Origin of the sequence: Kribbella soli (assembly GCF_004331345.1) — a bacterium.
Taxonomy (GTDB): domain Bacteria; phylum Actinomycetota; class Actinomycetes; order Propionibacteriales; family Kribbellaceae; genus Kribbella; species Kribbella soli.
Map to the genome: position 1 here is coordinate 1,238,415 of NZ_SJJZ01000001.1, position 20,467 is coordinate 1,258,881.

Below are 20,467 nucleotides of genomic sequence, written 5' to 3' on the forward strand. Positions count from 1 at the left end.
CAACTTGCCCGCGCCGACTATAAAGAGGGATAGCCGTGCTTAATCCATTCCTCATAATCATCGCCGTCATATCGCGCCTCCTGCATAAGGAGGGACGCACGTTCAATGCATACCTGCTGCACTTGCGCATCTTCAGCCAGTAGTTTATCAACGTCCACCGTCGCGGCCACGGCCTGCGGGAAATGCGCAGCCTGCTCACACTCACTGACACCGATTCTGCCGATCCCAGACATTCCGCTGCTGTCAGGCTGCGGGTGGGCGATGGGAACGAAACGCAGGACGACTGAGAGCATGTCGACGCAAGGCGCGCTTCCCTCGACCTTGTAAGCAGCCGCACTCGAGACACTTACCACACAGCGCGAAGATCGTCCGACCATTTCGAGAAGCCACTTAAGGATTCCGAGCGTCGCTGTGTCGAAGAACTGTTGGCATCCCCATTGATCAATCGGATCAGCAAGATGCCTCATGCCATCCAGGTAGTCATCGGCAGCTACCCGAAATTCGGCGCAGTCAGATAGGTTTCTATCGACAAACTCGATCAGCTTAGCGAGCGCAGATTCCGAGAACAGGTCCGCTTTGACGCGCGTGGTCAAGAATATCGCCCATGGCTCATCATTTCGAAGTTGCATGTGGGCTAGATTATGCAGCGCCGAATAGATCGAGGAATCAATAGTCACCTCCTCCTCGCCCACACTGCCACACAGGTCAACATTTATGATGTCGTACGGCCCCAATTGACGCGCCTGTCGCCAGGCCACCGAGTCGTAGGTTGCCAGCGTTTGGAAGCGGTCTCCACGAACGTCGGACAGCGGATCCACTAAACGGCCGGAGCCAACCATTTCGTCAAGAGAGACGTTTAACGCGTCGCCTTCCGCTGACCGGCTATGCGCGGCGGTGTCGAATCCCAAGAATCGAAGCTCGCGACCATCAGGATATCTTTCCGACTTTCGGCAGAACGTGTTGTAAAAATGGCGAAGGTCTAAGAGATCCGTGCCTGGCAGTCCAAGGTACCGAAGAGGCTTATCCGGCGATCGATTGCGCAGAAGCCAAGCTATCTCTCGATTCCATTGCAGGTCGCGAATATATTGCTTACGTGGCTTATGCCAAGGCTTGAAACGCCGCTTCTTCGTCCTGGCCGGAAGCTTGTAGTCGGGCAGCGCGAAGATATCTCCGGGATTGAGCTCACCTCGCGCAGCGGTCACGTCACGGACGCTGTCATCGCTATTCTCGTCGGTCACTGGTCGTAAACCTGCAGAATCTGGCGTATCGAACCGAGGAGCCGTTCGATGTCCTGGTTGGGCAGTTGATCAAGCAGTCCGTAGGCGGCAAGCACTTGAGCTATCTGTTCCAGTTCTCGTTCGAGCGCGGCTTGTCGATCTCTCGCAAGTGGACCGGAGAACTCGCCAATCACAGCCTTGCGGTTGAATAGGTACTGATTGTCGTTCGTCTGAGCGGATTCATCATCCGAGAAGACAATGGTGGGCGGGTCCGTTCCACTGTCGTCTGTCCGAGCGTTCCAGACTGCATTCACGATACGTTCCGCAGCATCTTGTGTTCTCGCTGCGGAATCTGCGCGGCGGTCTCGCAAGGCAGCGCTGGCGCGCCGCTTTTGTTCGGCGATTACTCGCTTTAGAGCACCGTGCAGCCATTTCGTGAGGAGCACGACGTGGGGATGAGAGAAATTGAACGACTCTCGGTCAATATTGAGTGCGCCATCAAATCCTTCAACTATGAAGATCTCGCAGCTAATCTGCTGCAACCGCCGCGTCTCTCGAACAGGGAAACGCATGAAGGTTTCATCAAACAATGTGCCGCTAGCATCGTGCACGCGAACAAGCACGCCCTGATGTTCCGTAGGCACGATCTTTGGAGCCCACAGAATGTAGGCTTGGAAGGCAAGCGGACCACCACTTATCTCACGTTGATAGCTTTCGAAGTTCTCACGGAATTCAGCTCCGAATAGAAGCGGCGTCGACATCGCTCCATACGTATGGCCGCGCTGTGTCACGTCGATCGGCCGACGCAACTCGAGATCGTCAATGACCACGACAAAGTCGGAAGGTGACTCGACGGTGTTTCCGAGTTTTCCCTCTATGCGAAGATTCGATCCCTCAATTAGCTCCGTCGGCTGCCCAGTGAGATTGGTGATCTTGAGGACAGTCACATCTCTGCCACAGGTTACATCGAACGGATGGCTCTCGACGTACGGCAAAGGCACCCACAAGCTGAGCTGCCACACCATGTTGAGGTAGTAATCAAAGAGGCTACTTACGCGAGGATTGGGATTTCCTTCCCGCTGAGATTGCCAGACAGCGTCGACAAGTTTCCTGAACGCTGTCAGGGGCTTGTCCTCAGCAGTCCAGGGCAATCGATCGTATGTTTCCTCTGAACCTCTTAATTTATCGCTTGAATCCGCCTGAACGACGCCGACATTGAAGCGAGGTGCCGGAATTCTTGCCACTATGCCGGCTTCTTCTTCATCGTTGTTGTCGGGCGGGTAGACGGCCTCCCATAGAGCCTTACTCCGGAGAGTATCAACGGTCTGCGGCCTAACCGCATCCAGGATTATGGTCGTCCCTTGCGCAGATTCGTCCATCGCTGGCTCACGCCAGAGCCTGACTTGTCCGGCCTCGTATTCCTGCTCTTCATCCTCTTCGGACAAGGGAACATCTGAATACTGCTTCAGCACCACCCTTGCGATCGTTCGATACGGATCGCCCTCGACTTTTGTGATGATCTGGAATGACTGAGTGAGCTGAGCGACCGAGAAGAGCCCGATACCGATCTTGCCGATCAGCGGCCGACCACCAGGGCTGCTATTTGGGTCAGAGCTGCTGGTGATACCGAGCTCAGCCCCCGACGCGGTGCGTTTCGCGCTGCCGCCGATATGATGCAAGAGGTGAGCGAGAGCCTTCGGGCTCATACCCACCCCATCATCTTCGATGCTCATCCGCGCGAACCGGGGCCTGTCGGTCCGGATCATGACCCGGCTGGCGTCGGCGTCGTAAGCGTTAGAGATCAATTCTCGTAGGGCAGATCCCGGCTGACGGTAGATCCCGTCGGTGACCCGGGCTATTACTCGTGCGTCTGTTTTCAGCGTGGTCTCGAGAGGCTCGTCGTCCTCTCCGTAGTCTTCTAGCCGTTCGACCAGCTCGTGCTCATCAAGGGATGCCGGCCCTTTAGCGGCAGGACGGCCGTTCGGACTGCCTGCTGTAGTCACGTGGGCAACGTACCGCGGATACGATTGGACCGTAAAGCCCATCACCCGGCGGTGCTCTCCCAAGGTGACTGAATGCTGATGTCAGCGACAAGGCTTCTGCGGTGAGGCGACTCGCGCTGTCCGACGAACTAGCCCTGTCCCTCAGCTCGGGAGGGAGTAGGCAAACTTCCGCGCTGAAAGACTGTCGTCCCTAGGAGCCCAGTCGCGCCACAAGCGAAGCCGACCACCGGAAGTTTTGATCGATCCGTCCCTCATGCGCTTCCAAGAAATGCCGTCGACGACAGCTAGATCGGTAGGCTGAAAGTCTTCAGCATGCAATACCTCCTTGAGCGTCAGCTCAACCGTATCGATTTCTAAGGAGCTGCCTTTGACCTCAATGTGCCGCTCTACACCATCGAGTGTCAGGGCGAGGTCATATGGCTTGCCGATCTCATCGACATCAACTGCTCCTAGGCTGACGTAATGAGCCTTTGTGACGTCAAGGGACCGTCGCTCAATCGCGGCCCTCAGGACAGGGTCCTGTGCGCGCGCCGCCGCCCCACGTGGCGCTCGTGTTCCGGGCCGTTCTTCGTCCTCGACTAAGTTTGCCTCGCTGACGGCTGCTGACGACGCGGACGCAAGGTTCGGCAGGAGGCCGAACAGTTCTAGCGGAAACTTCACTAGGTAGCCTTGCTGAGCGCGGATCTCGCCGGGCCGATACCTGAAAAACGGAAAATAGACTGGCCTGCCGTACGACTGCTCAAGCCGATCACGAACCGCGAAGAGCTGGTGATCGATTGCTGCCAGATCACGCCCGCGAACCCAAGCATCGAGCTCGTTGAATCCTCCCAGTGCAACGAACCAGCTGGGACCAGTGATCGCGGTTGCTCTTGCACGGCCGCGCGTGCCTCGCGCCTGCCAGGTGATGGTTCCTGTTGAAGGTGGCGTGACGGCCTCGGACCAGCCAATCACGGCGCCGCCGCCGGCCAGATTCGTCTTGTAATGCAGAACACGGTCCCCCGGCTGCACGTGCGAGACCAGGGTGTAGGACCACTGCGGAAGTCCACCACCGTCCAGCTTTGGAGCAAGGAGGTCATACCCAGGCGCTGCGCGAGTCGTGATCTCCATCCAGTACCGCTGTGAGGGATCGTCCGCCCACCAATTGTTGATCGCCACCGCGGCAGTCTCCCGAACCCGGACACGCGGGGCAAGAGCCCCAGTCGTATCGCCAAGTGACGAGACCGTGCGCCGCCATCGCCGCTCACCGTTCTCGGCAAAGTCCCACGCGCATGCGCGCCTGTGGATCGAGCGGCCCGGTTGGTCCGGACGCCGACAACGGCCGGCACCTGGCCCCACTTGCCGTACCAACACTTCGCCAGACCTGCTCACGGCCGGGCGCCCGGCCGCCCCTTACATCCGCTGGATGGCCAGCAAGGCCCATACGGTCGCGTTCGTTCAGTCAATCGCGGCAGCGACTTCGGCCATCGTCGCTATCAAGATCTCGGCGCCGGCGATCGCTAGTGCGTCCGCCTTCCCCGGCTTGTTGGCGTACCCGATCGTCCGCGCTCCAGCCGTGCGACCAGCCTCCATGTCGCTAGTCTGGTCGCCAACGAACACACACACCGACGGAGGGACGCCAAGCGCCCTTGCCGCATTGTCGATCAGGTGTGGGCTCGGCTTCATCAACGTCGGGTCGGTGGGGTCGCGACCCTCCACGTGATCTACGCGGGTCGCCAGGCCAGTGTTGGCGAGGTAATGCGCCACGGCATCGGCGTAGTTGTTGCTCACAATCGCGACCAACTTTCCACTGCTCTGGCATGCGGTGAGCGACTCCGCTGCGCCAGGCGTCGGACGTGCCGTGTCAACCGCTCTCAGCTCCGCGATTTGCAGAGCCCTCTCGAGTACTGCGGCGAGCTGCGGGTCGGCGGCGGCGGCAAGTAATAGGTCGTGAGGACTGTTCGCTTTATGTAAAGCGTCGTCAAGGTCGTGCCGAACCGTTCCCGCCAGCTCACGGAGCTCCCTTGTGATCTGCCGAGCCGGGTAACCGTCGAAGACGGAGCAGATCGGTCCGTCGAAATCGAATAGAACCGCTTCTGCGGAGGCGAGCATTTGCTCGAGTTGGTCAATCATCACAGTTCGCGAACCTGGCCTAGCGTGCCCCAAAGACTCTCGAACCATCGCCGTGCCTGGTCGACGTATTGCGAGCCCGTCGCTTGGTCGTTGTCGCCGGTTGAGTGATGAAAAAGAACTGTATCTTTGCCGACGGCATCGAATATTGGGACAGCTTCACCTCCGATTTCGACCTCGCGCTCCCTGACGGGATAGAAGCCGAAGAAGATCTCTTCGCCGTTCAACGCGTAGAGCTTGAACATCATGGGGAGACCAGCGATGACACGAGCCTCCACCTCAACCTTCGGGACGAGACCCAGCTCGCCCAGCTCACGGATGGATCGAGTGATCTCTCCTGCTGACCGATGGGCAATCGCCGCGACTCGCGCTCGAACGCGCGGGTCGTCCCCAGGCCTATTGCCGGCCCGCGATGGGACTACGATTGGTTGATCGAGGTCGGGCAGAAGCATACGGATACTGATCGACTGGGGAGTCAGTCGACCGCGCCTAATGCGGTCAATAGGTTCCTCAAGCGCACCAAGCAGCGTTTCGCCGGTTAGACCAGCGAAGTCGACGCGTACGGCGTCCTGCTCGAATGCCTTTTCAATGTGCGGACGCAGACCGACCGCCTGGTCTGCCTGCTCGCGGACGTAAACCCCACTCCCAATGCGCGAGACGATCAAGCCCTCATCGCGCAAGATCCGTAGAGCCTGCTGAATTGTCATCCGCGCAACGCCGTACTGCGTCGCCAGCTCGTTCTGAGACGGAAGCTTCTCCCCCGCCTTCACCTTCTTCGTGAGGATCGCCGCCCGGAGTGCGTTGGCAACCTGCTTGAACGGGGGGCGCGGGTCAGACGGATCTAGCTGCGGCTCCATACCGACAAGCCTACTAGCTGACTAGGCAGGCTAGGGCAGTTGCGTCCCAGATACTTGACCTGGCTAGCCAGCCTATGTAGCTTGCTGTCTACACGACCTGGCTAGGCAGGCTAGTCGACTAGCCAGGTGGCGTCTCGGCGGTGGCACCCGCCGAGACGCCTGGGTCGTACTAGTCATCTGAAGAGGAGCACAACCCATGAGCATCATCCACCTGTCGGCCGTCAGCAGCGAGGAGCCGACCGCTGCGGATCTGGCCGGTATCGAGGCGGAATGGCCGCTGATCGCGGCCGAGCTGGACCTGTTGGATGCGCAGATCGCGTTCATCAACGCCGGGCCGCACGCGTCGGAACTGGAGACGCGCCGGATCCGGCGTGCGGAGCGTCGGGTGTTGGAGGTTGGCCGGGAGCTGGCCGCCCGCGGCCCGGAGTCGGAGGGCGCGGCATGACCGGCGCGGCGGGTCTGAAGGTCAACCAGTACGACGCGGCGCTGGATAGCTTGGACGCCGCCGAGCGAGCTTCGTCGGACGCGAGCGACACAGCGCGCCTGCGCCGCGCGCTGGTCGAGGCGACCCTGGCGCAGATCGAGCGCCACGACACTGACTCCGACGATGCCGGACGTCTTGAGTCGTCGTGGCGGGTGCTCCGAGAAATCGCCGAGTCGATTGGAAAGGCCGACGCTAAAGCCGTGTTCGTCGCGGGCCTGAACACCGCCGTCCTGGCCGGTGTGCTCACCCTGGACCGGCTCGGCCCGGCCGCCCGTGTATTCGTCACGATCGGCGCGATTCTCCTGGTGCTAGCGCTCATGTTCGCCGTCGCCGTGGTGCTGCCGATCCTGCGGGCCCGGAAGTCTAAGCACACGAGCGCCGGCTTCCTGGACTTCGGAACCGTCCGGCACCTCACCGCGGCCGCGCTGCTGGTCCGGATCGTCGGCGAGGACACAGCCCACGCGGTCTGTGCACAGGCGGTGCTGTTGGTCCGGTTGAGCTGGCTGAAGCACCGGCTGTTGCAGGTTTCGATGTGGGCCACGCTCGCCGGAACCAACCTGATCGGCTGGGCCCTGCTCCTCGCTTGGGGCGCCCGATGACCGCGCACCTTGTTCCCGAAACGGCCCGTGCGACCGTGCCGGACCTCGTCCAGGTCGATCTGGGTTGGTGGAAGGTCGCGGGCTACGACCTGGTTCAGGTCGTCTCACCTCGCACCGCGCTGGGGACGGCGTGGATCGTCTGGCATGGCGACCACGTCCTGCACACCACCGACACCCTGCCGCACGCCGGCGGCTGGGTCGTCACCCATCTCAGCGGAGGTGAGACGCGATGACCACGACTGAGATGGTTGCAGCTGGCAACGGCAAGGCGACTGGGGTGGACAAGCTTCGGGCGTCCGCGGTCGAGGCTTCGCAGGTGCGCGCCCTGTCCACGCACCCGGATGTGGTGGCGCTGCGGGTGGAGTCGGTACGTACGCAGGTTGACGTGTTGATGTGGGTCGGGATCGTGCTTGGTCTGGCGTTCACGATGGTCAACGTTCAGGACTTCGCTGCGCGCAACGCGGCGGCCTGGTCGCTGCCGTGGGTGGCGGCCTGGCTGCTGGACCCGATGGTGTCGCTGGTGCTGATCGCGGTTCTGCGTGCTGAGCAGATCACTGCTCGGTATCAAGTCCCCAAGATCAGTTGGTGGATCGACGGCACGAAACTGTTCGCGTTCGCAGCCACCTTCGCTATGAACACCTGGCAGTCATGGGCGCATCTGGACGCGGCGGGGATCGTGTTGCACTCGGTCCCGCCGGTGCTGGTGTTCTGCGCGGCCGAAACGGCGCCGGTACTGCGGGATCGGCTGACCGAAGCCGTGCTGGGGGCCGAGCGAGCGGCAGCGCTGGCGGACCCGCAGAAGGCCGCCGAACGGCTCGACGGCCCTGCGGAGACCACGGCAACAGAAAGCCCTGAGGACGCTGGAAAGCCGGATGAGCAGCCGGGCGCTGCCGAGAACGGCTCGGACCGCAAAGAACCGCGGAAGCCACGCAAGAAGGCCGCGGAGAAGACCGGCCGAAAGCTGCTGGCCGACTACGTCACCGATGCTCTGGCGGCGCTCGAGCCGGCGACCGCGGCCGACGAGATCACGCCGGCGTGGGCGCGGCACACGACCGGTTGCTCTACCGGCCTGTCGGCGAAGGTCGCGGCGGCTGTCCGCCATGAGCTGACCACCACCCCTCAGACGAGCACAAACGACACGGACGCGCCGGGCGAGACCGCCGCGCTCGCGGCCTGAATCGATAGGAGCGCTAAGGCATGGACAACGTGCACAAGCTTCACCCCGACAACGACCACGGCGACCGCCCGCAGGACGCGGTACAAGAGGGCGTGCAGAACGATGCGCAGGGCATCGTTCACGAGTCGGCCGAACGGGTCGACACCTCTGTTGACGCAGTTGAGGGCGAGGTTATCGAGGGCGAGATCCTGACCGATGAGCAGTCGGCCGAGCTGGATCAGCGGCTGGCGAATCGTGGCGCACTGGTACGCCGTGCGGTGACGACTACACAGGTCGTGGCGCGGGCGTCGAAGACGGTCGCGACGCACGACAAGACTAAGACCGCCGGCAAGGTGCTGCTGCGGGAGTCGTTCACCGTCGTACAGGGCCTGGAGTCGTGGGCGAAGCGGGCGTGGGACGCGTCCACGATGGGTGTCTACCGGCGCCAGATCAAGGCCGCAGAAGCGGTCGGCGACCGCGAGGAATTGAAGCAGTGGACCGACCGCAAGGAGGCAGCCACCGAACGGCGCCACAAGCGGCTCCTGGACATTCCGAAGCTGCTGTGGGCGCTCCTGCTGATCGTCATCGTCGCCACGGTCGGCGTACCGCTGCTGGTTCTGATCGTCGCGGTCCTGACCAAGATGACCGGGCACGGCTCATTCACCGGCGTGTGGCTGGGGTTCTTCGCACTGATCGGGTTTCTGATCGCGGCCGGCGCCGTCGTCTGGTCCGGCGTATCGATCGCGGCACCGTTCCTGATCGTGCTCGCCGCGTGGCGCGAGGGCAAGCGGCGTGCCGAGCCGCCGGCGTGGCTGGTCACGACTGCCGACACCGAGTGGGACGCGACGATCGATGAAACCACGATCGCGCGGGCGCTGGAGGCGCTGCGCATCCCGGCGATCACGCAGTACCTGAAAGCCGGTCTGAAGCTCCAGTTCATCACCCCGGCCCGCGTGGACGGGCGCGGCACGCATGCCGTGGTGAGGCTGCCTGCCGGTGTCACGGCGGACAAGATCGCCCGGCGCCGTGGCGACCTCGCCACGGGTCTGCACCGGGCGGCGAAGGAGGTGTGGCCGACCACCGGTGCTGAGGCCGGGATCATGGATCTGTGGATCGCTGACAAGGGCGCGCTGGCTGAGGGCGCTGGCGAGTACCCGCTGATCGGCGGCGGTCTGGTGGACGTGTTCAAGGGCGTCCCGGCCGGGAAGACGCTGCGCGGTGACGCGCTGGTCGCCCCGGTGATGGAGCGGAACACGATCACGGGCGGGATGCCGGGTCAGGGCAAGTCGAGCGCGGCGCGGGCGATCATGGTCGGCTGCGCGCTGGACCCGACCGCGGAACTGCGGATCTGGGTGCCGGACGTGAACTACGACTTCGAGGTGTTCAAGCCGCGCTGTTCGAGCTACATCATGGGCGCCGACGACGATTCCATGAAAGCTATCCGCGACCAGCTCGTGAACGTTCATGAAGAGGTCCAGCGGCGCGGCGAACTCCTGCTGCGGTACGAGGTGCCCTCGGTCACTCGTGAACTCGCCAGCGCGAGTGTCGGGCTGCATCCGCTGGTGTGTCTGCTGGAGGAGGCGCACGTGGCGATCCAGCACGGCACCTACGGCAAGGAGATCGCGCAACTGCTCGTGGACATTGTGAAGCTCGGTCGCAAGCGCGGCATTCACATGATCGTGTCCACGCAGGCGCCGACGAAGGACTCCATGCCGCGTGACGTGACCCGCAACTGCTCGAACGGGATCGCGTTCGCGGTCGGAGACCACGTCGCCAACGACGCCTTGTTGGGTCAGGGTGCCTACAGCGCCGGCCACCGGGCGACCGAGCTGATCCCCGGCACCGACAAGGGAACCGCCGTCGTAAAGGGCTTCACCGGGGAGCGGTCGGAGATGCTCCAGTGGTACTACCTCGACGTCGCGAAGGGCCACGACCAGGTCACGCCGCTGATCAAGCGGTCGCTGGACGCGATCGCCAAGCTCGGCAAGACCGTCCCGGACTCCCGCCCAGTGCAGATCGAGACCCGCGATCTGCTCGCCGACCTAGACGAAGTCCTCGGCGACGACCCTCGCCCGATCGCGGACGTGCCCGCGCTGCTCAAGCGGCACGCGCCGACCTGGACGCCGTACCAGGGCCTGACCGGCAAGGCGCTGCGCGAGCTGTTGGAGCGCGAGCACGGCATCAAGGTCCCATCGACCGGGAACCGCTATCCGCTCGACCCGGTCACCATACGTGACGCGATCGTGCGGCGCGAGCAGGCCGCCGACGACGCGGAGGAGAGCGGACACGACGCCGGCGACCTGGCGAGTTAGCCCACTCTCGGGGCCGGAAACTGCCTAGAACCGGCTGTGACCAGCGGTCTCCGGCCCCCGGTTAACTCGGCTCATTCGCTAACTTTCCGCAGGTCACGCCCACATTAGCCCTGCCGGACGGTCGGAGTTAGGAACCTAACCCGATCACCGGCACCTAACCACCCAACCTCACCGAACCAGGCAGACCGGATCACGGCCACTGCCTCGGCTCGCCATACTCTCAACCGACTACAGAAAGTGACGGCAATGTCTGATCCTGTCCACGCGGTACTCATCGGTGGGCCCGGGCTGATCCTCACCCCGACCGCCGCGATCGCCGACGCAGCCGGCAAGGCCGACGCCCTCAGCCGCCCCGAACGGATCGCCGTCCTGGTCGTCGCCGGGCTACTGCTGACCGGGCTGTACCTGCTCGCCTGCGCGGTCTGGCCGTACGCCAACTGCGACCGCTGCGACGGGTCCGGCAAGTCCCGGTCGCCGTCCGGCAAGAAGTTCCGCAACTGCCCCCGCTGCAAGGGTGCCGGACGCCGCGAGCGCCTCGGGCGGCGCCTGCTCAATCACACCAACAAGACCCGCTGACGAGAGGAGGGCACTGTGCCTGCATCCATCGAGCACCCTACCGACGGTCTGCATGTCGTGTCACTTTGCGCCGGGATCGGCGGCATTGACCTCGCGTTCCACCGTGCCGGCATCCCGGCCCGGGCTGCTGTCGAGATCGATCCGTTTGCCCGCGGTGTGCTGGCTGACCGTTTCCCCGAGACCGTGCTGTTTGACGACCTGACGAAGGTGACTGCTGATGACCTCACCGCAGCTGGAGTTGTTCCAAACCGCACCGTCCTCACTGCCGGCTGGCCCTGCAAGGGCAACTCTGTGGCAGGTCGTCGTGGCGGCCTGGGTGATGCACAGTCGGGCCTGTGGGTGCACGTCGCGCGACTGCTGGCTGAGCTACGTCCCCGTTGGTTTGTTGGCGAAAACGTCCCTGGCCTTCTCTCCGTCAACCACGGCCGCGACTTCGCCGTCATCGCCGGGGACCTGGCCGAGCTCGGGATGGAGTTCTGCTGGCGGGTACTGGACGCTTCGTACTTCGGAGTCCCCCAGCGGCGCCGCCGCCTCGTCCTTGCTGGACATCTTGGAGAGCTGCGGGGAGCACCTGCACAAGTACTCCTTGAGCCCGCAAGCAGCCTCAGGGATCCTGCGCCGAGCCGCCCGCCGGCGCCGGACCCTGCCCGGACCGTTAGCGGCAGCGCTGGAACATCTCGCAGCGAGCACGACACAGGACTGAGCTACGTCGCCGAGCAGGCCTCGACGCTGCAGGCTGCCGGTGACGGGCGCGGTGACCGGCTGGACGCCGAAATGGCCGCGGGCGGGCAGCTCATCGTCTACAGCGACGGCACCGTACGCCGTCTGACCCCGATGGAGTGCGAACGGCTGCAAGGGCTGCCGGACGGCTGGACCGCCATCAGCAATGACCGCCGCCAGGCCGACTCGCACCGGTTCCGGCAGCTCGGCAACAGCGTCGCTGTCCCGGTCTTCGAATGGCTCGCCAACCGCATCGCCGCCACCGACACCGCCGGTACCGCGGTCACGTTGACGATGGGAGCGGCGGCATGAGCACGGCACTGGACCGCGTCACGCTGCACCCGGCCGCGGCCCGGTGGATCGAGCTGTGGAACGGGCAGCAGGCGCTCGGCTGGGACTGCCACGGCACGCCGGTGTTCCGCTTCCGGTGGGCTCCCGCGGGGCTCGCCACCCGCCGTCAGTTGCGGGCGATGCAGATGTGTCCGGGCGGGCAGGAGCCGTACGCGCTGTTGGTTTGGCGCAACGGGATGCGGTGGGCGTGGCTGTACCGGCTCGATCTCGCTAGGCAGTCCCGCGTGGCGTCGCCGGCGCAGCTGAACGCGCTGGACAAGGCGATGCGGGCACGCCGGACATGCGGACTCTGCAAGGCCGTCACGAGCTACTGCATCCCGACCTCTGACGGTCGGTGCGTGGACTGCATCGACGCGGCCAACTACCCGCACGCCGCCTGACCCCCGAACGCCTGCACTCGAGAGGAGATCTCCGATGAACGCCCTGCTGACCGCCGCGCTCGCGGCGAGCGAGCGTGGCTGGCACGTGTTTCCGCTCCAACCCAATGGCAAGCACCCCGCGGTCAAGGACTGGGAGAACCGTGCCACCACCAACGCAGGCCGGATACAACGGTGCTGGTCGGCAGGTCCATACGGCGTAGGCATCGCCTGCGGGCCATCCGGCCTTGTGGTGGTCGACCTCGACAAGGCCAAGCCGGGACAAGTAACGCCCGAGGCATGGCGTCAGCCGGGCATTACATCTGGTGCGGATGTGCTCGCATCCCTTGCAGACAAGGCCGGACAGCCCTACCCCTGCACCACCCACACCGTCCGGACCGGCCGCGCGGGCGAACACCTGTACTTCACCGCGCCGGTCGGGACCGAGCTGCGCAACACTCAAGGCCGGTTGGGATGGCTCGTCGACACCAGAGCACACGGCGGGTACGTCGTCGGTGCGGGCTCTCTGGTCGATGGACGCCTCTACACCACCGTCCATAACGCACAAGCCCTAGACCTTCCCCGATGGCTTCTGGCGGCACTGACGCCCGCGCCGCCGCCCCAGCAGCAGGAGTTACCGGTGCAGCTGCACGCTGGCCGCCAGTCCGGCTACCTCGCGGCAGCGATTCGTGCGGAGACGGAGCGGGTGACGACGGCTGTTGAGGGTCAGCGCAACCACGTTCTCTACACAGCAGCCGTCGCGTTGGGTCAGTTGGTTGCAGGTGGCGCGCTGTCGGAGGCCGACGTCCGTGCGGCACTGACCGATGCGGCCGCAAGCCAGATCGCGGCCGGCGCCTACACCCTGTTGGAGGCCGACAAAACCATCAGCTCTGGACTCCGGGGCGGGGCCAAGCGACCGAGGAAGGTGGCTGCCTGATGACCGCGGCCAGCAGCGGCCACCTCGACCGTTTCGGACAGGTGATCTACCCCGAATGGCCACCACCTCTCGAACCCCCGGACGACCCGCGGGCCGAACCGTCGCGGCCGACCCACGTCGACCCGTTCGCGAACGCGTGGACCGCGGATCGGCTCATGGCCGAAGAGTTCGCCCCGCCGCGATGGGCCGTGCCCGGGCTTATCCCTGAAGGGCTCTCACTGCTGGCCGGTGCACCCAAGGCGGGCAAGTCGTGGCTGTCGCTCAACCTCGCCCTGGGCATCGCGGCCGGGACACCTGTTCTCGGGGAGGTGTCGGTTGATCCCGGAGAGGTGCTGTACCTCGCTCTCGAAGACACTCCGCGGCGGCTCCAGAGCCGAATGGGCAAGATCCTGGGCGATCGTCCCGCCCCGGCCGGGCTGACCTTGCTGACCGAGTTCCCCACCCTGCCCGCGGGCGGTGCGAACGCGATTCGCGGTTGGCTCAGTGGCCGGCGCAACGCGCGCATGGTCGTGATCGACGTGTTCGCCAAGATCCGCGGCGCCAGCCCGACAGGGGTCAATCCCTATGACGCCGACTATGCCGCGATGGGCCGGGCCAAGCGGATCGCCGACGACTACGGCATCGCCGTCGTGCTGGTGCACCACCTGCGCAAGATGGGCGCCGACGACTTCACCGCAGAACTGTCCGGCACCAACGGCATCGTGGGCGCGGCCGACACGATCATGGCGCTCAAGCGGCCCCGCGGTGAGGCAGACGGCGTCTTGCACATCACCGGACGCGATGTGGACGAAGCCGAACGCGCGATGCGGTTCGACCCCGACACCGGCACCTGGTCGCTGCTTGCCGGTGCAGCAGTCGACCACACCTTGCACCACAGCCGCGCGGCCATCCTCGCGTACGTCCGGCAGGCTCCCGGAGCCACACCGAAGGCCATCTCCGACGCGCTCGGAGGCGACCGCGAGTCCGTCCGCAAGACGTGCGGGCGTATGGCCGACGACGGCCAACTCAGACGCCGCGACGGCGGCCGGTACTACCCACCCGACACCGCGACTGTCCCAGCTGTCCCAGAGTCCCAGAACCCCGCGTGACCTGCGCATACACCTGGGACAGGCATACGGAGGTCCTGTCCCAGGTGTCCCAGCAATCCGACCAGATCCGCAGTTCCACCGAAGGAGTCGCACCCGTGGCAACGGTCACCCCGATCAAGCGGACGCACCTCACCATCCCCGAGCTGTGCGCCGAGCTGGGCATCGCTCGATCGACCTTCTACGACTGGCGCGCGGCGAAGAAGGCGCCCCGCTGCATCAAGCTCCCCAACGGCGATATTCGCATCCGCCGTACCGACTTCGACAACTGGCTTCAGAGTCTGGAGGACGCCGCGTGACAAGCAGCATCGAAATGAAGCTCTCCTACGACGTCAGGACCTTCAAAACCGAGGTCTACAAGGGCAAGCGGACCACCAGCTACCGAGTGCGCTGGTCGGTGGCAGGAGTCCGTTTCAAGGAGACGTTCGCCACCAAGAAGCTCGCTGAATCGTTCCTGGCCAAGCTGACTACCGCGGCACGGGAGGGAACCGCGTTCGACGTAGCGTCCGGCCTGCCGTTGCCGATGGCCAAGGATCTGCACCGGCGCAGTTGGTACCGGCATGCCTGTGAGTACGTGGACCTGAAGTGGCCGCGCATCTCACCGGGGCATCGGCGGGGGATCTCCGAGACGCTGACTCAGGCCACGTTCGCGCTACTTACCACCGACCGCGGCAGGCCAGCCGACGCCGCGATCCGGGTAGCTCTTCACAGCTGGGCGTTCAGTCGAGCCAACCGAGGTGGCCTGGACATCGCGGACGCAGACCCGCCGGCAGGGATCGCGCCCGTGATTCGTTGGCTCGAATCGAACACCGCGGATCTCTCAGAGTTCGCCGACAGCGCCGTCGTCCGGCGCGTGCTGAACCAGCTCGCCCTTCGGCAGGATGGCAAGGCCACCTCGGCTAGCACGATCGCCCGACGACGAGCGACGTTCCACGGCGCATTGCAGTACGGCGTCGAGCTGAAGTACTTCGTCGTGAACCCAATGGAGTCGATCAGCTGGGCGGCGCCACGCCAAGACGACGAGGTGGACCGCCGCGTCCTGGCCAACCCCACGCAGATCAAGTCGCTGCTCGGAGCAGTGAGGACGATCTACCCGTCGCTCGAAGCGTTCTACGGCGGCATGTACTACGCCGCGATGCGGCCAGCTGAAGTTCGGCACCTCGCAAGGCACCACCTGCACTTGCCCGACGACGAGAGCGAGTGGGGTGAGCTGCTGCTAGACGGCTCAACGCAGCAGACCGGACAAGCCTGGAGCGACACCGGCGCCGTTCGAGAGGACCGCCCACTGAAGCATCGTTCGGAACGCAGCACGCGGGCTGTCCCGATATACCCGGAGTACTGCGCACTGCTGCGCCGGCATCTGGAGCTGTTCGGCACCGGGCCAGATGGGCGGCTGTTCGTGACTCGCACCGGCCCGTTTGGGCACGTGGTGCCGCTGGTGGAGTACAGCAACCCCGTCCACCCGAACACCTCAACGCGCTTCTGGGACAAGGCGCGCAAGAAGGCTCTGAGCGAAGAGCAGTACGCCTCACCGCTGGCACGGCGGCCGTACGACCTGCGGCACGCCGGGGTCAGTCTCTGGCTCAACGCAGGAGTCCCAGCCACGCAGGTAGCGGAGTGGGCCGGGCACAGCGTCAAGGTGCTGCTCCAGGTCTACGCGGGATGCATCGATGGCCAGGACGAGGCGGCGAGGCGACGCATAGCCGCGGCGCTGGCTGGAGACGCCGCCTGAAACTTTGGCACGTATATGGCACAGACAGCCGTAGATCCCCGTAGCTGGCCGGACACAGCCGGACACTGACACCCCCACATGACGATGGCCCCTGGTCTGCGTTTCCGCAGGTCAGGGGCCATTTTCACGCTTACGAGAAGCTGGTGGCGGGTGCAGGGTTCGAACCTGCGTAGGCATACGCCGACAGATTTACAGTCTGCTCCCTTTGGCCGCTCGGGCAACCCGCCAGGGTGCTGCCGGTTCGTGAACCGGCGTGGGAGACGATACAACAGGTAGTGGCCCTGACAGCAAATCGGAAAGGATGTGCCCATGGCTTCGGAGTCCTCCTTCGACATCGTGAACAAGGTGGACCGTCAGGAGGTGGACAACGCCGTGAACCAGGCGGCGAAGGAGATCAGCCAGCGGTTCGACTTCAAGAACGTGGACGCCGGGATCAAGTGGTCCGGTGAGGCGATCGACATGCAGGCGAGCACCGAGGAGCGGGTGAACGCCGTCCTGGACGTGTTCAAGGACAAGCTGGTCAAGCGGCAGATCTCGCTCAAGGGGCTGGAGGCCGACGAGCCGAAGCTGTCCGGGAAGATCTACAAGATCAACGCCACGATCGACGCCGGCATCACCCAGGAGAACGCGAAGAAGCTGTCCAAGCTGATCCGCGACGAGGGCCCGAAGGGTGTCAAGGCCCAGATCCAGGGCGAGGAGCTGCGTGTCTCCAGCAAGAGCCGCGACGATCTGCAGGCGGTCCAGGCGCTGATCAAGGGCCAGGACCTCGACTTCGCCGTCCAGTTCGTCAACTACCGCTGATCCGCTCCTGGTGAGCAGACAACGACCCGTCAGCTGAGGTCGTGGAGCAGGAAGTGCAGCTGGATGCCGCCGGCCTGGTCGGTCCACAGGCCGACGGCGTCCAGTACGGCGGCTGACACCAGCCTGGCCTCTCTCACCAGCCCCGGATGATGGTCGAACGACTCCCACGGCAAGACCGGGAACCCGTGGAGTTCGCCGTACTGGCGCACTGTGTCCATGTCGCCGACCGCGCTGCGCGGTAGCGAGTCGTTGGCCCACGACCAGAGCCAAGTCGACTCGGACAAGCTCACGGTGCCGATCAGGGTGAGCCGCGCACGGCAGAACTCGGCACCCGCCCGCGACCAGGTGATGGCGCCCTGCTCGAGATCCCAGGAGTACTGCGCGTCCTCGCCGAGTCGCCCGATCAGGCGCTCCTGACGCTCGGCGGCACGGTGATGAGCCGCGTCTACGACGGCCTGCCAGTCAGCATGATCGTGTTCCACCCGAGCGATCGTTCCAGCCCGCGAGGGCACCGGCGGTAATCGGTCGCGGGTGGGCTGGTTGGCGGGCATGCTGGCGGGTGTGGGTGAGACGTTGATGCGGAAGTGGTTGCTGGCGGATTTCGGGCTCGAGGTGGTGGAACTCACACCGGTCGTGCACGGCGCGGACGTCGCGGCGCAGGTGTGGCGGGCGACCACGGCGACCAACACGTACGCCGTCAAGTGGAGCGGCGCGGGCACGAACACGGGGCATCAGATCGCGGCGTACCTGGCTGACAGCGGGCTGCCCGGCGTACTGGAGTTGATCCGGACGTCCGAGGGCGGGCTGTGGAGTGTGCACGCGAAGAAGCGGTTGACGATCACGCCGTGGATCGACGGTCCCCGGGCGGCTGAGTCCGGGCTGACGGACGAGCAGTGGTCGGTGTACGGCGTACTGCTGCGGCGGGTGCACGACGCGGAGCCGCCGCCTCGGCTGCGGGACGCGCTGCCGAGACACAGTCATATCGACGCGCGTACGCCGGCGATTGCGGAGGAGGTCCGTACGCGGCTCGAGACCCCCGAGGGCGAGGTCGAGGAGGAGCTCGCGGCGGTGTGGAAGCAGTACGAGCACGTGATCGCAGACCTGCTCACCAACCGGCCGCCCGCGCCGGACGGCCCGCGGGTCGTCTGCCACGGCGACCCGCATCTCGGCAACGTACTGGTCAACGACGGGCTGCATCTGATCGACTGGGACGATGTCATCTACGCGGCCCGTGAGCAGGACCTGATGTTCATGCTCGGCGGCATGGGCGATGTCGGCCCCACGACTCCCGCGCAGCGGGATGCTTTCCTGGCCGGCTACGGACCGCACACGCTCGATCAGGACGCTGTCCACTACTACCGCCACGTCCGGGCGTACGAGGACGTCGTCGGCTGGTCCCATCAGGCCATCACCGGCCCCGACGAGGCCGACGCCCTGCAGGTGACCAAGGGCATCCTCGCCGAGGGGCTAGCAGCGCTAGCAGTTTCCGCTGCCCCTCGAGAGATGCGGTGACGGGTGATCGGCGAGGTCCACCTGCAGTGGCTGAGGCCGACGAATGGCAGGCACGCCGCTGAGGCGTCAGGCGTGGCGGAGCCAGATGTTGGGTTCGACGTAGATGCCGGTGTCGGCGTCGCGATCGATGGCGAGGGTCGTCAGCCCGTCCGGGATCGTGTACGTGCCGGTGGACGGGAAGAGCATCTTGGTCCACTTCTCCCAGTCCTCGACGGTGCCGGTCATGGTTTGCGAAGCGGGAGCGGGCGCGAGGAGGGTGGCGCCCAGGCGGACGTGGGTGCGAAGCCATGGGTCGAGCGGGAGACCGTCCTCACGCGTCCAGGTCATGAACGTCTCGATGGGGGTCAGCGGGTAGCGCGACTTCAGGGTCGGGCGTACGGGGGCGATCACCTGGCCCAGGCCCTTGTCGACCGCGCGGTCGCGGATCGCGGTGATCACCCGGCCGGCGTGCCCACGGCCCTGTTCGTCGGACCGTACGGCGGCTGCCATCAGGACGAACGTGTTGGGTACGACGCCTTCCTCGTACGACGTCACCGCGCGCCCCAGCGAATCGGTGAACCCACCAGGAAGATCGGCCACTGTGCCGTCCCACGCGATCGGTACGCCCCAGCATCCCGCGATCAGCCGATCCTCGGCGACGAGGTAGTACTCCCAGTCGCGGAAGTACTCCACCCGCCGCTCCCGGTACGGCGTCACGCCCTCGTCGTGGAAGATGAACTCCGGCCACTCCTCGATGAACCGCTGCTCGGCCTCTTTGTCGTACTGCGGGCCATCGGCGACCGGGATCAACTCATACATGCGCTGAAACCTAGTCGCCGTGCAACGTTTTCCGCAGCTGCATTTTCCGTGTTCCGGAAACAGTTTCTCCCGCGGCCTGGCGCACCGACCGGGGTGACGCGCCCAGCTCCCGGCGGCAGGTCTTGTTGAACGCCTGCAGGTCGGAGATCCCGACGGAAGCGGCGATCGCGGGAATCGACAGCGTCGACGAGATCAGCAGATGCCGGGCCCGCGCCATCCGGCGCCGGCGGAGGTACGCGATGACGGTTGTCCCGGTCTCCTCCTGGAACAGGCGGGTCAGATGGTTGTGCGAGACGCCGGCCAGCCGGGCCAGGTCGGGTACGACGAGCGGCTGGGCGAGGTTGGCCTCGATGTACGAGATCGCGGCGGCCACCGCCGGATGGCCGGCCTCGGTGGTGGGCGGCGTCAGCTCGGCGATCCGCCACAGTGCCGTCCACACCTCCGCGGTCGTGCGGGCCGAACCGGACGGGGACGACTCGATCGCGGATCGCAGCAGGCCGGACAGCAGCGGTGCGGCCGCGCCGGCATCCTGTACGGCGGGAACGTACGACGGATCGCCCGCGACGACCGGCCGGAAATGCGCGTAAAGGTGCTCGGAACGCCCGCGGTAGTCGAACTGCACCTGGGTCCCCGCCGGCGTCAGCGAGACGTAGCCGGGTGCCACGGAATACGTCGTACCGAGCAGTGTCAGCTCGGCCGAGTAGTTGAAGAGGTGCAGCTGCCAGAGGTCCGGCAGCCGGAACCTGTCCCGTAGCCCGCGGACGCCGTGGATCCCCGCGCCGGCGTTCACCACCTCCGGCGGTTGCGCGAGATGCAACTCGATCATGGTGAGAAATTACCAGCAGTGGTGAACACAACCAACGCG

The 20,467-nt window shown here is 65.0% G+C and carries 22 protein-coding genes and 1 tRNA gene; 14 read left to right on the plus strand and 9 right to left on the minus strand.

Annotated features, from left to right (window positions below):
- Positions 1-17: 17 nt before the first annotated feature.
- From E0H45_RS06230 to E0H45_RS06250, 5 genes are all read right to left on the minus strand, one after another.
- A complete protein-coding gene (locus E0H45_RS06230; protein ID WP_131335286.1) occupies positions 18-1,238 on the minus strand; it encodes a PP_RS20740 family protein in 1,221 nt (406 codons plus the stop codon).
- Positions 1,235-3,220 carry an ATP-binding protein gene (locus E0H45_RS06235; protein ID WP_165546360.1) on the minus strand — a complete coding sequence of 662 codons (1,986 nt, stop codon included), beginning with the start codon at positions 3,218-3,220 and terminating at the stop codon, positions 1,235-1,237. The genes E0H45_RS06230 and E0H45_RS06235 overlap by 4 nt, the downstream gene beginning before the upstream one ends.
- 141 nt (positions 3,221-3,361) lie before the next feature.
- Positions 3,362-4,375 carry a protein NO VEIN domain-containing protein gene (locus tag E0H45_RS06240; protein WP_131335288.1) on the minus strand — a complete coding sequence of 338 codons (1,014 nt, stop codon included), beginning with the start codon at positions 4,373-4,375 and terminating at the stop codon, positions 3,362-3,364.
- A gap of 279 nt (positions 4,376-4,654) precedes the next feature.
- On the minus strand, positions 4,655-5,329 hold the full coding sequence (locus tag E0H45_RS06245) for an HAD family hydrolase (protein ID WP_165546361.1): 675 nt from the start codon (positions 5,327-5,329) through the stop codon (positions 4,655-4,657).
- Positions 5,329-6,183 (minus strand): GntR family transcriptional regulator, encoded by an 855-nt coding sequence (locus tag E0H45_RS06250; protein WP_131335290.1) that lies wholly within the window; start codon positions 6,181-6,183, stop codon positions 5,329-5,331. The genes E0H45_RS06245 and E0H45_RS06250 overlap by 1 nt, the downstream gene beginning before the upstream one ends.
- A gap of 196 nt (positions 6,184-6,379) precedes the next feature.
- On the opposite strand from E0H45_RS06250, the gene E0H45_RS06255 reads away from it, so the two are divergent.
- The 12 genes from E0H45_RS06255 (at position 6,380) to E0H45_RS43150 (ending at position 16,491) form a co-directional block, all read left to right on the plus strand.
- Positions 6,380-6,628 carry a DUF6284 family protein gene (locus E0H45_RS06255; RefSeq protein WP_131335291.1) on the plus strand — a complete coding sequence of 83 codons (249 nt, stop codon included), beginning with the start codon at positions 6,380-6,382 and terminating at the stop codon, positions 6,626-6,628.
- Entirely contained in the window at positions 6,625-7,266 is a 642-nt protein-coding gene (locus E0H45_RS06260) for a Pycsar system effector family protein (RefSeq protein WP_131335292.1), read from the plus strand. Before E0H45_RS06255 ends, E0H45_RS06260 begins: the two co-directional genes overlap by 4 nt.
- Complete coding sequence (locus E0H45_RS06265) at positions 7,263-7,499, plus strand: hypothetical protein (protein WP_131335293.1); 237 nt, start codon at positions 7,263-7,265, stop codon at positions 7,497-7,499. Before E0H45_RS06260 ends, E0H45_RS06265 begins: the two co-directional genes overlap by 4 nt.
- Entirely contained in the window at positions 7,496-8,443 is a 948-nt protein-coding gene (locus E0H45_RS06270; protein WP_131335294.1) for a hypothetical protein, read from the plus strand. Before E0H45_RS06265 ends, E0H45_RS06270 begins: the two co-directional genes overlap by 4 nt.
- A 20-nt stretch (positions 8,444-8,463) precedes the next feature.
- Positions 8,464-10,734 carry a cell division protein FtsK gene (locus E0H45_RS06275; protein WP_131335295.1) on the plus strand — a complete coding sequence of 757 codons (2,271 nt, stop codon included), beginning with the start codon at positions 8,464-8,466 and terminating at the stop codon, positions 10,732-10,734.
- Between the two features lie 246 nt (positions 10,735-10,980).
- Positions 10,981-11,310: a hypothetical protein gene (locus tag E0H45_RS06280; RefSeq protein ID WP_202872209.1), complete on the plus strand. Its 330-nt coding sequence runs from the start codon at positions 10,981-10,983 to the stop codon at positions 11,308-11,310.
- Positions 11,311-11,325: 15 nt separating this feature from the next.
- The gene (locus tag E0H45_RS06285) at positions 11,326-12,342 is read left to right on the plus strand and encodes a DNA cytosine methyltransferase (protein ID WP_131335296.1); all 1,017 of its coding nucleotides are present in this window, start codon (positions 11,326-11,328) and stop codon (positions 12,340-12,342) included.
- A complete protein-coding gene (locus E0H45_RS06290) occupies positions 12,339-12,761 on the plus strand; it encodes an RRQRL motif-containing zinc-binding protein (RefSeq protein ID WP_131335297.1) in 423 nt (140 codons plus the stop codon). The genes E0H45_RS06285 and E0H45_RS06290 overlap by 4 nt, the downstream gene beginning before the upstream one ends.
- A 34-nt stretch (positions 12,762-12,795) precedes the next feature.
- Positions 12,796-13,674 (plus strand): bifunctional DNA primase/polymerase, encoded by an 879-nt coding sequence (locus E0H45_RS06295; protein WP_131335298.1) that lies wholly within the window; start codon positions 12,796-12,798, stop codon positions 13,672-13,674.
- Positions 13,674-14,762, plus strand: a complete 1,089-nt coding sequence (locus E0H45_RS06300; protein WP_131335299.1) for an AAA family ATPase — start codon at positions 13,674-13,676, stop codon at positions 14,760-14,762. Before E0H45_RS06295 ends, E0H45_RS06300 begins: the two co-directional genes overlap by 1 nt.
- Before the next feature lie 95 nt (positions 14,763-14,857).
- Positions 14,858-15,058, plus strand: coding sequence for a helix-turn-helix transcriptional regulator (locus tag E0H45_RS06305; RefSeq protein ID WP_165546362.1), 201 nt, complete (start codon positions 14,858-14,860; stop codon positions 15,056-15,058).
- Complete coding sequence (locus tag E0H45_RS43150) at positions 15,055-16,491, plus strand: site-specific integrase (protein ID WP_238154825.1); 1,437 nt, start codon at positions 15,055-15,057, stop codon at positions 16,489-16,491. Before E0H45_RS06305 ends, E0H45_RS43150 begins: the two co-directional genes overlap by 4 nt.
- 141 nt (positions 16,492-16,632) lie before the next feature.
- Here the strand turns inward: E0H45_RS43150 and E0H45_RS06315 are convergent.
- Positions 16,633-16,718, minus strand: a tRNA-Tyr gene (locus E0H45_RS06315).
- 82 nt (positions 16,719-16,800) lie between these two features.
- On the opposite strand from E0H45_RS06315, the gene E0H45_RS06320 reads away from it, so the two are divergent.
- Positions 16,801-17,292, plus strand: coding sequence for a YajQ family cyclic di-GMP-binding protein (locus tag E0H45_RS06320; protein WP_131335301.1), 492 nt, complete (start codon positions 16,801-16,803; stop codon positions 17,290-17,292).
- Positions 17,293-17,321: 29 nt separating this feature from the next.
- Here E0H45_RS06320 and E0H45_RS06325 read toward each other — a convergent pair whose 3' ends face one another.
- Positions 17,322-17,774, minus strand: a complete 453-nt coding sequence (locus E0H45_RS06325; RefSeq protein WP_202872210.1) for a DUF6882 domain-containing protein — start codon at positions 17,772-17,774, stop codon at positions 17,322-17,324.
- Between the two features lie 79 nt (positions 17,775-17,853).
- Between E0H45_RS06325 and E0H45_RS06330 the strand changes: the two genes are divergently transcribed.
- Positions 17,854-18,804 (plus strand): phosphotransferase enzyme family protein, encoded by a 951-nt coding sequence (locus E0H45_RS06330; RefSeq protein WP_165546363.1) that lies wholly within the window; start codon positions 17,854-17,856, stop codon positions 18,802-18,804.
- 66 nt (positions 18,805-18,870) lie between these two features.
- On the opposite strand, the gene E0H45_RS06335 is transcribed toward E0H45_RS06330, so the two are convergent.
- Both E0H45_RS06335 and E0H45_RS06340 read right to left on the minus strand, forming a co-directional pair.
- A complete protein-coding gene (locus E0H45_RS06335; protein ID WP_131335303.1) occupies positions 18,871-19,602 on the minus strand; it encodes a hypothetical protein in 732 nt (243 codons plus the stop codon).
- Between the two features lie 10 nt (positions 19,603-19,612).
- Positions 19,613-20,428 carry an AraC family transcriptional regulator gene (locus tag E0H45_RS06340; RefSeq protein ID WP_131335304.1) on the minus strand — a complete coding sequence of 272 codons (816 nt, stop codon included), beginning with the start codon at positions 20,426-20,428 and terminating at the stop codon, positions 19,613-19,615.
- Positions 20,429-20,467 lie beyond the last annotated feature (39 nt).

Bases quoted from the DNA above. Each gene is read 5' to 3' on its own strand.
- E0H45_RS06295 (WP_131335298.1), top strand. From the start codon at position 12,796: ATGAACGCCCTGCTGACCGCCGCGCTCGCGGCGAGCGAGCGTGGCTGG.
- E0H45_RS06260 (WP_131335292.1), top strand. From the start codon at position 6,625: ATGACCGGCGCGGCGGGTCTGAAGGTCAACCAGTACGACGCGGCGCTG.
- E0H45_RS06335 (WP_131335303.1), bottom strand. From the start codon at position 19,602: ATGTATGAGTTGATCCCGGTCGCCGATGGCCCGCAGTACGACAAAGAG.
- E0H45_RS06290 (WP_131335297.1), top strand. From the start codon at position 12,339: ATGAGCACGGCACTGGACCGCGTCACGCTGCACCCGGCCGCGGCCCGG.
- E0H45_RS06250 (WP_131335290.1), bottom strand. From the start codon at position 6,183: ATGGAGCCGCAGCTAGATCCGTCTGACCCGCGCCCCCCGTTCAAGCAG.
- E0H45_RS06280 (WP_202872209.1), top strand. From the start codon at position 10,981: ATGTCTGATCCTGTCCACGCGGTACTCATCGGTGGGCCCGGGCTGATC.
- E0H45_RS06245 (WP_165546361.1), bottom strand. From the start codon at position 5,329: ATGATTGACCAACTCGAGCAAATGCTCGCCTCCGCAGAAGCGGTTCTA.
- E0H45_RS06265 (WP_131335293.1), top strand. From the start codon at position 7,263: ATGACCGCGCACCTTGTTCCCGAAACGGCCCGTGCGACCGTGCCGGAC.
- E0H45_RS06300 (WP_131335299.1), top strand. From the start codon at position 13,674: ATGACCGCGGCCAGCAGCGGCCACCTCGACCGTTTCGGACAGGTGATC.
- E0H45_RS06320 (WP_131335301.1), top strand. From the start codon at position 16,801: ATGGCTTCGGAGTCCTCCTTCGACATCGTGAACAAGGTGGACCGTCAG.
- E0H45_RS06255 (WP_131335291.1), top strand. From the start codon at position 6,380: ATGAGCATCATCCACCTGTCGGCCGTCAGCAGCGAGGAGCCGACCGCT.
- E0H45_RS06270 (WP_131335294.1), top strand. From the start codon at position 7,496: ATGACCACGACTGAGATGGTTGCAGCTGGCAACGGCAAGGCGACTGGG.
- E0H45_RS06340 (WP_131335304.1), bottom strand. From the start codon at position 20,428: ATGATCGAGTTGCATCTCGCGCAACCGCCGGAGGTGGTGAACGCCGGC.
- E0H45_RS06275 (WP_131335295.1), top strand. From the start codon at position 8,464: ATGGACAACGTGCACAAGCTTCACCCCGACAACGACCACGGCGACCGC.